General features: G+C 60.2%; 2 protein-coding genes. Both read right to left on the reverse strand.

Going from position 1 to position 15,327, the window contains the following annotated elements:
• Positions 1–19: 19 nt before the first annotated feature.
• Positions 20–1,570: a 4-hydroxyphenylacetate 3-hydroxylase N-terminal domain-containing protein gene (locus V1T76_RS09515; protein WP_330560431.1), complete on the reverse strand. Its 1,551-nt coding sequence runs from the start codon at positions 1,568–1,570 to the stop codon at positions 20–22.
• Positions 1,560–15,278 carry a non-ribosomal peptide synthetase gene (locus V1T76_RS09520; RefSeq protein ID WP_330560432.1) on the reverse strand — a complete coding sequence of 4,573 codons (13,719 nt, stop codon included), beginning with the start codon at positions 15,276–15,278 and terminating at the stop codon, positions 1,560–1,562. The genes V1T76_RS09515 and V1T76_RS09520 overlap by 11 nt, the downstream gene beginning before the upstream one ends.
• Positions 15,279–15,327: the final 49 nt, after the last annotated feature.

The raw sequence follows: 15,327 nt of genomic DNA on the forward strand, positions 1-15,327 counted from the left end.
TCTCTCCCAAACTCGCGCGTCAGTCTTTCCAAGCCGCGTTGAGCCAGCCAAATTCATCATAGTCGTCAAGGCACTGGTCAACAAGCGACAGCATCTGGTCCATTGATCCGTCCCGCTTGGCGATTGCCGGAAGCTGCAGCTTCACCTCTTCATGATTGCCTGCGTAGTTGCGCTCGTAAAGCTCGTGACGTCCTGCAAATTCAGACCCCGTTGCGTCCCAAAGCAGCTTCATCAGCTTGATGCGATCCTTGTAGCCGACGCCGTTGGACCCGCGCACATATCGCTCCAGATAGCCGTCGATTTCCGGGTTCTGGAAATCCTTTGCGGAAGACGGCAGATAGATCAGGGCAGATGCGACGATCTTCTGGACGATCTCCTTCACGCGGCCATAGGCATCGGGCGCAAGCGCGCGATAGGCCTGGGCAGCCGATAGCCCTGGAAGGAATGCGCCATCGGCAAAAGCCTCCGGGGTCCGCGCCATTGCATCCGACAACGACCAGAACAGGTGACGCAGCGCGATCACCTCCCCTTGCAGAACCTGATTGCCGCGAAACTCGTCACCGCTGGTGATGTGCAGCGCCCTCGTCAGAAGGCCAGCGAGAAAGTCCAGCTTGACCGCAAAGCGGGTGCAGCCGTGAAAACAGGTGCCTTGCAGGTAGCCGGTATCCATCAGGAAATCGATCGGCTTGTGCGCGGGCCCATAGACCAGCACGTTCTCCCAGGGCACAAAAACATTGTCGAGCACGAGAATGGCGTCGTTTTCATCGAAGCGCGAAGACAGCGGGCTGTCAAACGGTGTCGAGGACTGGCTTGCGGCATACTCATAGGAATTGCGGCAGATCAGCTTGATGCCCGGCGTCGACATGTCGAGAAAGAACATGAACGCCGTAGGCGGTTCGTTGGTCTCCGAAACCGCGTGGTGGCTGAGAAAATTATAGTGAGTCAGTGCCGCGGAGGTTGCAACGACCTTTGCACCGGACAGATATAGCCCCGCGTCGGTTTCCTTGACCACACGAACCAGGATGTCTCTTGCGTCGCTGATGGGTTTTGCCCGGTCAATCGGCGGATTGGCAACCGCATGGTTCATGAAATAGGTTCGCTGCTGTGCCAGATGATACCAGCGCCTGGCATTCTCCGCGAAGGGCCCGTAATAGGCCGCATTGGCGTCCAGGGTGTTGACGATGGCCGCCTTGTAGTCCGGCGAGCGCCCCATCCAGCCGTAGCTCAGCTTTGCCCATTCCGCGATTGCCTTCTGTTGACCGAGGAGTTCGTCTGCCGATCTGGCCACCTTGAAATAGCGGTGAGTGTAGCCCGATGGATCAGCATCAGCGGGTGCGGTCAGAATATTGGTGCCGCTGTCGTGATCCTGATGGAGGGCATCGTAGAGCCGGGCAAGGGAACGCACCGAGTTGCGAAAGGCAGGATGTCCTGTCAGGTCGGTTACCTGCTCACCATTGAAATAGACGCAACGCTCGTCCTGGAGGCTATCGATGAACTCCACTCCGGTCATGGGCGTTGCGCTTTGCACCGCGTGTTCCGGCTCCACCGGATTGAGCATATCAACCGACATTCTTCAGTCTCCCTTCCGAAACGGTCTGCCCGAAAGGCTGATCGCCAAGGTTCATCCATGCAGCAAGTCCCTTGCCGATTTCGCAAAGGGCCTGCTGCGATGTCATTTCGTGGTGTGTGCAGTCGAGCGCATGTGTCTCGAAGTGTCCGATCGTCCTGTTTTCCCAGGGATCGGCGTCAAGACCCAGCATACGCCTGGTATCCATCGAGGCATAATGCACCAGGGGGCAAGTCAACCTTTCGGGCCGGTAGCAATGCGCAAGCAATGCGTTGTTCCGCGCTATCCGCAGCATGTTGTCGAAATCCACACGGCTGAGGTCAGCCAGTGGATGGGCGTTGTCTTCCAGAAACCGCCGGACATCCTCGAAGGTGATGCTGTCAGGTGCTCGTCCCTGCGGATCGAAGCCGATCATTTCGAGGAAGGCACCGCGCGCACCGCGGTCCGAAAGATCGGGCAACGGATCACCCTCGTGCATCGGGTAGCTGTCCAGCAACATCAGGAACTCCACCTTCCTGCCGCTTTTTTCGAAGAGACGCGCCATCTCGAACGCGGCCAGCCCGCCAAAGGACCAGCCCAGCAAACGCACTGGACCGGTGCCGGTCAGCTTGTTGACGCTCTCCACATAGTCAGTGGCCATCTCGTTCAGCGACGAAGGAAGATCAGCCTCCCCGACGTACCCTCGCGCCTGGAGGGCGATGATCGGGACATCGGCTGGCAGAACGGAAGCAAGCCCAGCATAGGTCCAGCCCAGACCGAAGCCCGGATGAACACAGAACAGCGGAGCCTGTGATCCTGCCCTGCGGATCTGAAGCACCGGCTCCAGCAAACCGGTTTTCCGGCCTTGCCGGAGGGACAACAGACCGCGAACCGTCGGCGTCTCGAATATATCCCGAAGGCTGACGTCGAGCCCCAGTCTCTCTTTCATGAGCGCCTTCAGGCGCGCCGCAAGCAGCGAATGTCCCCCCATACCGAAGAAGCTGTCTTCCGGTCCCGGCACAGTGCCCGGCAAAAGCTCGGCAAAGAGATTGCACAGCAACGTTTCATGAAGTGTCGCCGGACTTGCCTCTCCGGGTCTCCAGACAGGATCCGGCAGTGCTAGGCGGTTGAGCTTGCCATTCGGGGTCAGTGGCAATTCGGGCAGGACGACGAAGGCGCCCGGCATCATGTAGTCTGGAAGGCTGTGAAGGAGCGCGGACCGAAGCGCATCGACCTTAAGTTCTGCGCCCTCTGCCGGCACGACATAGGCAACGAGCGAAGAGCCTCTCACTCCATCAGGCCTGTCAACCACGACAGCCTGCGCGATGTTTGTCATCGAGGTGATGGCTGCTTCAATCTCGCCAGGTTCGATGCGATGGCCTCGGATCTTGACCTGACTGTCCCCACGGCCAAGGAAAACAAGCTCGCCGGTGTTCTGGCGATAGACCATATCTCCGGTCCGGTACATCCGCGCTCCACCGCCGGCAAACGGATCGGCAACAAAGCGTTCGCTCGTCAGGTCCGAACGTCTGTGGTAGCCACGTGCGAGCCCCAGTCCGCCAATATAGAGTTCGCCGGAAACACCGTCGGCCACAGGCTGAAGGGCCTGATCGAGAACGTAGACGTGCGAATTCCAAAAAGGTTGGCCGATCGGTTGACTGCTTGAGCCTTCGTCGGAGACAGACGCGCTGAGTGACCAGATGGTTGTCTCGGTCGGACCGTAGACATTCGTCACCGGCCCAGCAGTTTGAAGCTGTGCGGCAAGTCCGCCATCCAGTGCCTCGCCACCAACAAGCACCTGCAAGCGCGGGAGCGGGCCAACCACCAGAAGCGACCGCCAGAGGGATGGCGTTGCCTGCATTACTGTTGGCCGCTCCTGGCCGATCCAGTCGTAAAGGCGATCCGCTTCGCGCTGACTGCCCTCAAACAGCAGTACACTTGCCCCAACCAGCAGCGGGCCATAGAACTCAAGCCCTGCAATGTCGAACCCGATCGTGGTCGCGCTAAGCACCCTGTCCTGCGGGCGCAAGCGAAGCTCAATGGTCAGGCAGCACACCAGATTCTTAAGAGCCTCGCGAGTAACGACGACGCCCTTCGGCTTTCCGGTGGAGCCGGACGTGTAGATGACATAGGCGGGATGAGCGGGATGGATTGCCTGCCGACGGTCGGTATCAGTCGGGGCCGAAACGGGCATCGCAGCCAGCTCCGTTCTGGTTGCCTCCGCATCCAGAAGCAGAAGCTCAGATGTCGGCTCTCCATCCGTCAAAGTGGCAGCCGTTGCCACCTCGGAGATCACAAGACGGGGCGAAGCATCGTCCAGCATCATCGCGATGCGGGCTGACGGGTAATCCGGATCAAGCGGCAGATAGGCAGCTCCCGACTTCAGCACAGCCAGAAGCGCCACGATCATGTCCGGGCTTCTGGGCAAGGCAATCGCGACCAGGTCCTCCGCGCCAATACCCCGGCGGATCAGGAGATGCGCCAGCCGGTTTGCCCGCGCCTCAAGCTCGACATAAGTCAGCCGCTCCGTACCGCCAACGACTGCCTCCCGGGTAGCAAACCGGAAAGCCGTTGCCGAGATCAGCTCCGTCAGATCGCCCTCCGGCAAGGCGTGCTGCGTTGTATTCCAGCGGTCCTGCACTGCCTCTCTGGCAGAGGGTGGCAGCATCTCGAGCGACCCGAGCGATGCTTCCGGGCAGGAGGCCATCTGCTCCAGCACATGACACAACTGCCCCAGAAGACTACGGCCGAGGTCTTCGCCGATCCGCTCGGCCCGGCAATCCAGCCGCAGCAGCAGCCGTTTGCCCGGAACAACCATCAGGCTTGCCGGATAGTGGGTCTGGTCATGCACCTCGACACCGCTGATCCTTAAGCCCTCCTGCGAAGCCTCATGGGTCTCGTCGCTGAAGGGATAGTTCTCGAACACCACCAGTGTGTCGAACAGGTCTCCCAGGCCCGCCTCTGCCTGGATCTCCGGCAGTCCCAGATGCTGGTGCGGCAGCAGCGCAGCCTGCCGGGACTGCAGCTCTTTCAGGAAGGCGCCGACCGGGGTTGCCGGAACGGGTCTGGCCCGCACAGGTACGGTGTTGATGAAGAGACCGGCCATGGTCTCGACGCCGGAGATCTCCGCTGGTCTGCCGGAGACCGTTGTTCCGAAGACCAGATCATCCCGTCCGCAGATGCGGCCGAGCACGATGGACCAGGCCCCCTGAAGGACCGTGTTCAAGGTGATGTCCAGCTTGCGGGCGAGCGCTTCCAAGGACCGCGTTGCTTCCTCGCTCAGAAGATCATCGAAGCGCAGCACCTCGCTGCCTTCACCCGATGACGAACCGGAGGATTGACCATAGACCGAGGCAGCCAGGCGGGTCGGTTCTTCCAGACCGGACAGCGCCTCCTGCCAGGCGGCTTTCGCAGCCGTCTTGTCCTGCTGCTGCAGCCAGCCGAGATAGCGGTCAAACGGCGTCACGGGAGGCAGATCCCCTGCCCCACCGGCCTCATAGATCTCCTTCAGCTCGCGCATCAGCACCGGCAGTGACCAGCCATCGAGCAGGATGTGATGATTGGTCAGCACCAGCCAGGCACCACCATCCGGACGTTTTACAAGGCGCGCACGCAGCAAAGGTCCCTTAGCAAGGTCGAAACGGATCTTCCTGTCTTCGCAAAGGAACCGTTCGAACTCTGCCTCCGGGTCCGAAGTCTTTGACAGGTCGACCTGCTCAAACGGCAGCTCGACCTTCGACAGGATCACCTGGACGGGATCGCTCAGGCCTTCGTGGCAGAAGACAGCCCGGAGCGGAGCGTGACGGGCCACGAGGGCCTGAAGGCTTGCCTCAAGACGGTCCGCATCCACCGGGCCGTCCAGGCTGACCACCGTCTGGACCTTGTAGGCATCCTCCCCCGTCTCAGCATCCATCAGCGCATGAAACAGCAAGCCGGACTGAAGACCCGTCAAAGGCCAGACCGTGGATACCAAACAGCCGTAGCGCGCAACAAGCAGGTCCACATTTGCCTGAGAAACAGAGGCCAATGGGAAATCCGAAGGCGATTGACCGCCTGCCTCGGACCAGTTTCCGTGTTTGGCTAGCCGGATCAGAGCCGCTTCCCAGTATTCCCTGAATTCGATGATGTCTTTTTCAGAGAGATGACGGCTGGCAAATCCGAATTCGGTCTGCAGGCAATAGCCTTTATCCCCTTCGACCGCCTGACAATCGACGGAGAGCACATGGGCGAGCGGTGTTGCCGGATCGAAGCCACCGCGCAAACCCCCGAAGGCCGGTGCCGCGCTCCAAGCGCTGCCTGCGCCCGCCTGAAACCGGCCAAGATAATTGAAGGCAATCTGCGCCTTGTTCGCGCTTGCCAGCACGTTGGAAGTCTTGTCGTTGAGGTAGCGCAGCATTCCATAGCCCAGCCCATGGTCAGGGCGCCTGGCAGTCTGCTCCTTGGTGGCCATGATGAGTTGTTTGAGGTCCTTTTCGCAAATCTTCTCAATTGCGCTGCCACCCCTTTCATCAACCAGCAGAACCGGAAAGACGCTTGTGAACCAGCCAATGGTGCGGCTGAGGTCCGCGTCTCCGATTGCTTCCCGGCCATGGCCTTCAACATCACACAGAACAGGCCCACAGGGGCGCCCGGTTTTGAAAGCGCCAAAGGCCCCGACTGCCAGGCTCAGCGCCGCCAGAAGCACATCCTGCGGTCCGCAGTTGTAAAGCGCTGGCAGACGAGTCAGAAGCTGCTCGGTTTCCTCTGAGCTCAGCGCGGAGTTGCAGGACTGCAAGGTGTGGACTGTGTCGTTCTCTGGGTCCAGATCACCAGCCGGAAAGCGCTCGGATGCCGCCATAAGCAGGTCTTTCCAGTAATCTGCTTCAGCCACGCGCGCTTGGGAATGTGCTTCGGCTTGAAGCACTCTGCTCCAGGCGGGAAAGGAGGTGATCACAGGTTCAGTTGACACAGGTCTGCCTGCAGACCAGTCCTCCCACGCCTTGCACAGATCGTCTGCCAGAATACGCCAAGACACACCGTCGATCACCAGATGATGCGCGACAAGCAGGAGCAGATCCGGTTCCACCTGCCCGCGGTCAAACCAGATGGCGCAGAACACCCTGCCACCCGCCAGGGTCAGAGCTTCGACCGCTGACTGGTGCTCTTCTTCCAGCAGCGCCTTCAGGTCTGCTTCTTTCCCTGTCCCTTCAAGAACGACACGCTTGATTGGGAAGTCATTGGCTTTCTTGGCAGCTGGAGCTATTTTCAGATCAAGGGTGCCATTGTCTGCCCGTGCCCGCAGCATTGCGTGCCGGTGAACAATCGCGCCGAGCGCTGCCTGCAGGAAATCGGCATTCGCAGCAGCCGGCAGCGTCAGACAGGTCGACTGGAAGAATCCGTCGACCGGTCCGCCCAACTGCGAAAACCAGCGCAGGATCGGCGTTGGCAGAATGGTGTCAGGTTCGATTTCGGAAAGGCTGGAGCTCTCTTGCGCTTCAAGCTTCTCTGCCACACTCGCGAGCTTTGCGACGGTCTTGAGATCGAAGACGTCTTTCGGCGAGGCCCTGAGCCCCTTCCGGCGCAGAATGCCAACAAACCGAATTGCCGAAATACTGTCGCCGCCGAGAGCGAAAAAACTGTCGTCGGGCGCCGGTAGTGAAATGCCGAGAGTCTCGGCGAAAGCAGCTGCGACGGCCTGTTCGGCCGGAGACTGTTGCCTTGCTTCTTCCACTCTTTTTGGGCGGCTGGGAGCCGGCAAGGCCTTTCTGTCGATCTTGCCGTTCGGTAGCCGCGGCAAATAAGGCAAGAGATCGATCTGTGTCGGAACCATATAGTCCGGCAACCGGTCCGCGCAGTAACGCAGGAGATCTTGCACATCAGGCTCAGAGCCTTCCTGGCCGATGACATAGGCAACCAGCCGCGACGTCGCCTTCCGGTCGCTGTAGACACTCACAAGGCACTGGGCGACGTCGCCGCGTTCCAGCAACACGCGCTCGATCTCGCCCGGCTCGATACGCCGCCCCCTGACCTTGACCTGTGCATCGCTGCGGCCCAGGAAAAAGAGGTTGCCGTCCTCTGTCCTGAAGACGAGATCTCCGGTTCGGTACATTCGCCGCCCGTCACCGGCGAACGGGTCGGCGACAAATCTGGAAGAGGTCAGATCGGCAAGGCTCTGATAGCCCCGCGCAAGGCCGATACCGCCGATGTAGAGTTCCCCCGCCACGCCATTCGGCACAGGCTGAAGTGCCTGATCAAGAACGTAAAGGCCGGAATTCCAGATCGGCAAACCGATGGGAGCGATATCGCCGTCCTGAGCGGGTGTCAGCGGCAAGCTCATGGAACCGCACACGGTCACTTCTGTCGGGCCATAGGCATTGATGAGGCAACAACGGTCAGACCATCTGCGAACTTCCGGCACGCTGATGGCTTCGCCGGCCGTCACGAGAACGCAGCCTTCAGGGAGGTCCGTCGTCGACATCACGCTCAAGAGGCTCGGCGACAAGGTGATATGCGTTATCCGCTCCGCGTTCATGAATGTCTTCAGGGCTGCAGGATCGGTGAAAGCCTGTCTCGGCCAGATCACCAGGGCCGCACCGGAAACCAGGGCCGTTGCAATTTCCGAAAAGGCCGCATCGAAACTGAAAGATGCGAACTGCACGACACGCGACTGTTCCGAAATCGCAAACCGGTCGATCTGGGCATAGGCAAGATTTGAAAGCCCTTCACGAGTAACGACGACGCCCTTCGGCTTTCCGGTGGAGCCGGACGTGTAGATGACATAGGCGGGATGAGCGGGATGGATTGCCTGCCGACGGTCGGTATCAGTCGGGGCCGAAACGGGCATCGCAGCCAGCTCCGTTCTGGTTGCCTCCGCATCCAGAAGCAGAAGCTCAGATGTCGGCTCTCCATCCGTCAAAGTGGCAGCCGTTGCCACCTCGGAGATCACAAGACGGGGCGAAGCATCGTCCAGCATCATCGCGATGCGGGCTGACGGGTAATCCGGATCAAGCGGCAGATAGGCAGCTCCCGACTTCAGCACAGCCAGAAGCGCCACGATCATGTCCGGGCTTCTGGGCAAGGCAATCGCGACCAGGTCCTCCGCGCCAATACCCCGGCGGATCAGGAGATGCGCCAGCCGGTTTGCCCGCGCCTCAAGCTCGACATAAGTCAGCCGCTCCGTACCGCCAACGACTGCCTCCCGGGTAGCAAACCGGAAAGCCGTTGCCGAGATCAGCTCCGTCAGATCGCCCTCCGGCAAGGCGTGCTGCGTTGTATTCCAGCGGTCCTGCACTGCCTCTCTGGCAGAGGGTGGCAGCATCTCGAGCGACCCGAGCGATGCTTCCGGGCAGGAGGCCATCTGCTCCAGCACATGACACAACTGCCCCAGAAGACTACGGCCGAGGTCTTCGCCGATCCGCTCGGCCCGGCAATCCAGCCGCAGCAGCAGCCGTTTGCCCGGAACAACCATCAGGCTTGCCGGATAGTGGGTCTGGTCATGCACCTCGACACCGCTGATCCTTAAGCCCTCCTGCGAAGCCTCATGGGTCTCGTCGCTGAAGGGATAGTTCTCGAACACCACCAGTGTGTCGAACAGGTCTCCCAGGCCCGCCTCTGCCTGGATCTCCGGCAGTCCCAGATGCTGGTGCGGCAGCAGCGCAGCCTGCCGGGACTGCAGCTCTTTCAGGAAGGCGCCGACCGGGGTTGCCGGAACGGGTCTGGCCCGCACAGGTACGGTGTTGATGAAGAGACCGGCCATGGTCTCGACGCCGGAGATCTCCGCTGGTCTGCCGGAGACCGTTGTTCCGAAGACCAGATCATCCCGTCCGCAGATGCGGCCGAGCACGATGGACCAGGCCCCCTGAAGGACCGTGTTCAAGGTGATGTCCAGCTTGCGGGCGAGCGCTTCCAAGGACCGCGTTGCTTCCTCGCTCAGAAGATCATCGAAGCGCAGCACCTCGCTGCCTTCACCCGATGACGAACCGGAGGATTGACCATAGACCGAGGCAGCCAGGCGGGTCGGTTCTTCCAGACCGGACAGCGCCTCCTGCCAGGCGGCTTTCGCAGCCGTCTTGTCCTGCTGCTGCAGCCAGCCGAGATAGCGGTCAAACGGCGTCACGGGAGGCAGATCCCCTGCCCCACCGGCCTCATAGATCTCCTTCAGCTCGCGCATCAGCACCGGCAGTGACCAGCCATCGAGCAGGATGTGATGATTGGTCAGCACCAGCCAGGCACCACCATCCGGACGTTTTACAAGGCGCGCACGCAGCAAAGGTCCCTTAGCAAGGTCGAAACGGATCTTCCTGTCTTCGCAAAGGAACCGTTCGAACTCTGCCTCCGGGTCCGAAGTCTTTGACAGGTCGACCTGCTCAAACGGCAGCTCGACCTTCGACAGGATCACCTGGACGGGATCGCTCAGGCCTTCGTGGCAGAAGACAGCCCGGAGCGGAGCGTGACGGGCCACGAGGGCCTGAAGGCTTGCCTCAAGACGGTCCGCATCCACCGGGCCGTCCAGGCTGACCACCGTCTGGACCTTGTAGGCATCCTCCCCCGTCTCAGCATCCATCAGCGCATGAAACAGCAAGCCGGACTGAAGACCCGTCAAAGGCCAGACCGTGGATACCAAACAGCCGTAGCGGCGTTTGACGATGCCCAGATCTTCGTTGCTGATCCACCCTTCCTTCAGGTCGGTGCCAGCTTCCGGCAACTGTTGTCTCCGGGCCACCGTTGCCAGCTGTGCAGGGGTCTTTTTGCTGAAGATATCCTTTGCCGAAAAGACCAGCCCCGCCCGCCGGGCGCGGCTGACCAACTGGATGGAGAGAATGCTGTCGCCGCCAAGCGAAAAGAAGTTGTCGGCAGGACCAACCGTTTCCAGTCCCAGGACATCAGCAAACAGAGCGCAGATATCTGATTGGGTTTGACCGACCGCCGCTATTGCTCGGTCGCTGTGGATCTCCGGAGCAGGCAGGCGCTTGACGTCCAGTTTGCAATTGGTCGTGAACGGAAGATGTTCCAGAAGAACAAAATGGGCTGGCACCATGAAGGCAGGCAGTGTCTCGGCAAGTCGCTCCCGCAGCCCTCCTATCTCCGGTTCACCAGTGCCCGTACCGACCAAATAGGCAACGAGTTTCTTTTCCCCTGGCCTGTCTTCGCGCACGATCACCGTGCATTGGCCGATGTCCTGTTGCCGTCCGATGGCGTTTTCGATTTCCTGCGGTTCGATGCGGAAGCCATTTATCTTGACCTGATGGTCGGCGCGCCCGACGAATGTCAGCAAGCCATCGCTGCGCCAGCGCACCAGATCTCCGGTGCGATACATCCTGCTGCCGGCAGGCCCTGCGGGATCGGCAACGAAGCGCTCGGCCGTCAGGCCGGTGCGGCCCAGATATCCGAGCGTCAAGCAGTCACCGGCCAAATAGAGCTCGCCCACCATGCCGATGCCGACGGGTTTCAGGCGATTATCCAGAATGCGGACGCTACAATTGTCACGCGGCAACCCGATGGGAACCTTGTGTGCGGTTTCTTCCAGTGTCCGCATGGCGTGCCAGGTTACGAACGTCGTTCCCTCCGCAGGGCCATAGCCATTGACGAACCGCGTGTCCGCCGAAGCCGCTGTCGCCCGGCGCAAGGCTTCGGCGGAAGCGGCCTCACCGCCGATCAGCACCGACTTCAAAGGTTTGAACGCTTCCGGTTTTTCACCGGCAATGATGTTGAAGAGACGTGTCGTTATGCAGGCCGCCGTCACCTGGCGCTCTTCGACCAATCGGGCAATCGTTTCAGCATCCAGGATACCCGGCGGCGCAACGAACAGTTCCTGCCCCCGCATGAGCGGTGTCCAGATTTCATAGGTCGACGCGTCGAATGCATAGGGTGAATGCAAGAGCACCCGCTCATGGGAACCTTCCGGCCAGCACCCGTCGAGCGCAAGAGCCTGGATATTGCGGTGGCTGATCGCAATCCCCTTCGGCTGGCCCGTGGAGCCGGAGGTGAAGAGAACACAGGCGATCTGACCGGCCGCGACATTCGGCAGGCTCTCGTTTGCAGACGCTGCTCGAAGTTCGCTGAACGGAACAGAAGGCACGTCGTCAAACCCGGCCGAAGCCGCGTCCTTGTCATCAATCAGCACAAGGTGCGCCTTGGTATCCGCCAAGAGTTGTCGCAGGCGGTACGGCGGATCGTTCCTGTTGAGAGGAACATAAGCCCCGCCTGCCTTCACGATCGCCAGCGTTGCAACGACCAGCTCGATAGATCTGTCCATAAAGACCGCAACCCGCGCCCCCGGCCGAACGCCGCGGCGGATCAGGTTTCGTGCAACACGGTCCGACAGTCCTTCGAGTTCCGCATAGGAAAGCGCGCGGGTCTGGCTCGCAAGCGCGACCTTGTCTGCATTTTGTTTGGCGAGCAGACGAAACCGGTCGGGCAAGGACATTTCGACCGCAGCTTTTTCGACCTGCTCTCCCTCGCAAAGACCTGCAAGGTGTGAGGCTTCGTCGGAACCGACAATCTTGAGGTCATCGATCCGTATGTCCGGGTTTTCCACGGCCGCGAGCAGAAGCCTGATGAAACGCCGCGAAATATTACCCGCAACCTGCCCATCGAGCAGATCCGTCCGGAATTCAATCCGCCCGCAGATGCCGCCTGGATCGCCTTCCGGGCCTCGATGAGCAGTCAGGTCAAGGGAGAGATCGAATTTTGAGGCGGTGACGGGCACGTCTTCAACTGCACACGTCAGACCCGGCAAGGACAAGACAGTCTCTCCGGCCATATCAAGCGCCAGAACGACCTGAAACAGGGGATGGAAGGACAGGTCTCTGCGCGGTGCGACTTCATCGACCACGAGCTCGAAGGGCAGGTTCCGGCGGGCATAGGCGGCAAGGTTCCGGCTGCGCGTTTCGGCCAGCAATGCGCGGAAGGTCGGTTTGCCGGAAAGGTCGCTCCGGAGCGCCAGCATGTTGACGAAAAGGCCAATGGTGTCTTCGAAAGTATTGTCCGGACGGCCGTCCACCGGTGTTCCGATAACGACATCATCTCCTGCCCCGAGCCGGGAAAGGGTTGTCGCCATCGCGGCCTGCAGCACCATGAAGAGGCTTGTTTGCGTCTCCGCCGCCAATTCCTCTAGTTTGCGATGAAGCTCCACAGGGATTTCGAGGGCTACGCCGTCACCTTGCCAATAGGCATTCCTGCGTTGCCCCTCGGCAAAAGGCAGATCGATACAGTCAGGCGCGCCTGCCAGTTCATCCCGAACCTCGGCAAGGTGCCTGGCAAGGTCCTGGTCAGCGGCCTCGGCAAGCCAGGTTTTCTGCCAACTTGCAAAGTCGGCATATTGGATAGCCGGCTCTTTCCAGACTGGTGATTTGCCTTGGTTCCTTTCGGAAAAGGCGGCCTCGAAGTCGGCAAGCAAGGGCCGCAGGGCGCCGCCGTCGATTGCGATGTGATGAACGACGATCTGCATGATGGCATGCAGTTCAGGCCTGCCATCTTCCTCTGTCGTTATGGCAACCCTCACGGGCAGATCGCTGGCGAGATCGAAAGGTCTGGCAGCTTGTGCGGAAAGCTCGGACTGGGCTTCGTCAGACGGCAGGGAAACAATCTGAACAAGTTCTTCCAAAACAAAATCCGGACGAATGTCCTGATAAGGGGCTCCGGTGCCGTCTTGCGGATAGACGGTCCGCAACACTTCGTGACGTTCAATGACGTCCAGCCAGGCCTGCCTGAGAACGGATGGGTTGATATCTCCCGAGAGGCGGAAACGATAGACAAGATTGTACGATGTGTCTTCCGGGTGAATCCTTTGAAGAAACCACAGACGCTTTTGCGCGGAAGACAGCGGTATTTTGCCGGGCCACGCTAGAGACACCAGCCTTCTGGGTCGGGGTTTCGCCTGCGCGATCAGACGGGCCAATTCCGCTGGCGTCGGTGCGTCAAATATCTGACTGGGTTCAACCTCAACGTCAAACCGGTCTCTCAGCCGATAGGCAAGGCGCGCAGCGGAGAGCGAGTGCCCACCCAGAAGAAAAAAATTATCCTGCGCCGAAACGGAACACGTGCCGAGCAGTTCGGAAAAGGCCTCGCAGATTGAGCTTTCAAGGTCGCTCTGTGGTTCGCTTGCGCCGCTGCCGACAGACCATTCGGGGTCCGGCAGTGCAGCCCTGTCCAGCTTGCCGTTGGGAGTAAGTGGAAGCGCATCGAGAGAAACAATTGCAGACGGCAGAAAAGCGGAAGGCAGCGCTTCAGCCAGGGCTTTCATCAGATTCGGTTCATCCCTATCAGCCCCAGCGCCCCAGACGACGTAAGCGGCAAGATAAACCTCGCCATTATCGCGGCGTTTCGAAACAACCGCCGAACGGGAAACATCCGGCAACCTGTCCAAAGCCGCCGCCACCTCTCCCGGTTCAACGCGAACACCACGGATTTTCACCTGATGATCGGAGCGGCCCAGATACTCGTAGCTCCCGTCAGGCATTCGCCGCGCAACATCGCCAGTTCTGTAGAGCAAAGTCCCTGAGGGGCCGCAGGGAGAGGCAATGAAGCGTTCCGCCGTCTTGTCCGCCTGGCGATGATAACCAAGCGCAAGACCAGCACCTGCAATATAGAGCTCCCCCTTTTCTCCATCGGCAACAGGCTGAAGCAGGTCATCGAGCAAATAGATGCGCGTTTGGCGAATGGGTTTGCCGATACCCGCATTCCGGGTGGTGTCGCAGCGTGCCCAAAGGCTGTCGCCCGCAGCTTCCGAAGCGCCGTAGAAGTTGAACAGTCGCGCGGCGGGAAGCTTGTCGCAGAACTTTTGCAGGAGACTTGAAGGAAGTGGTTCGCCGCTCGTCACCCAGGTCCGGCAGCCCTGCAGGCTCGGTAGGCAGTCGTCTTCAAGAAGGCTTGTGAGCAGGCTCGGAACGACCGTCAAGCGCGTGACGGCAAACGCCTCCACTGTCTTTGCCAGTCGTCTCGGGTCTGTGGACACGTTCCCTCCTGCAAGGACGACCGCGCAGCCATTGCACAAGGCACCCAAGAGTTCCGTCGAACCATCTATGAAGTTCAGGGAGGTCTTGAACAAAGTCCTCTCGCCCTCCGAGAAAGGCAAAGCCTCCGAAATCCAGAGCAGCCTGTTGGCAAGGGCGGCTTGCCGTCCGAGCACCCCCTTGGGCCGTCCGGTGGAGCCGGATGTATAGACGAGGTAGGCAGGGTCATTGCCGGATTGCCCGCGCAGGAGATCCTTCTCCAAAGGTGTAGTCTCAGGCTGAGCGGCAATCTCACGGCTCAGAGCACCGCCTCCGAGAAAGACGGCTTGATGCGTCTGATCAGCCGCTTCCACGATTTCGGCAATCGACTGCTCAGCAAGGATCAGATCCGGCTGCGCGTCTTGAAGCATGTCTATCAGGCGCTGCCTGGGGTATGCCGGATCCAGCGGCATGTAACATGCGCTTGTCTTGATCACGCCCAATAGACAGACAACAAGATCCGGCCCGGCAGCACAGCCGAGGGCTACAATGTCGCCGGGCCCGATGCCACGCCGGATGAGATACCACGCGACGCGATTGGACTTGCGATCGAGTTCTTCAAAAGTCAGCACCGAGCCGGGCATCATCAGCGCTGTCGCACCGGGCTTCGAATGCACTTGCCGGGCAAATAGCGCGCGAACAGAAACGATCTCCTTGTCCAGCGCTGCTTCCGACGGCAACCGGCAGACATCGGGACGCACAACAACGGTCGAGGCAGTCTTTGCTGTTGCAGTCTGGAAACCACTTTCGCGGGATGCCATTGAGATCAACTCCGTCGAAGACTTGCCGTTTCTGTTTTGCTCATCCGGC

The organism is Roseibium sp. FZY0029 (genome assembly GCF_036350355.1).
In the GTDB taxonomy this organism is placed as follows: domain Bacteria; phylum Pseudomonadota; class Alphaproteobacteria; order Rhizobiales; family Stappiaceae; genus Roseibium.

What these genes read in the sequence shown, in the direction of transcription:
- V1T76_RS09515 (WP_330560431.1), bottom strand. Translation starts at nt 1,570, where the DNA reads ATGTCGGTTGATATGCTCAATCCGGTGGAGCCGGAACACGCGGTGCAA.
- V1T76_RS09520 (WP_330560432.1), bottom strand. Translation starts at nt 15,278, where the DNA reads ATGGCATCCCGCGAAAGTGGTTTCCAGACTGCAACAGCAAAGACTGCC.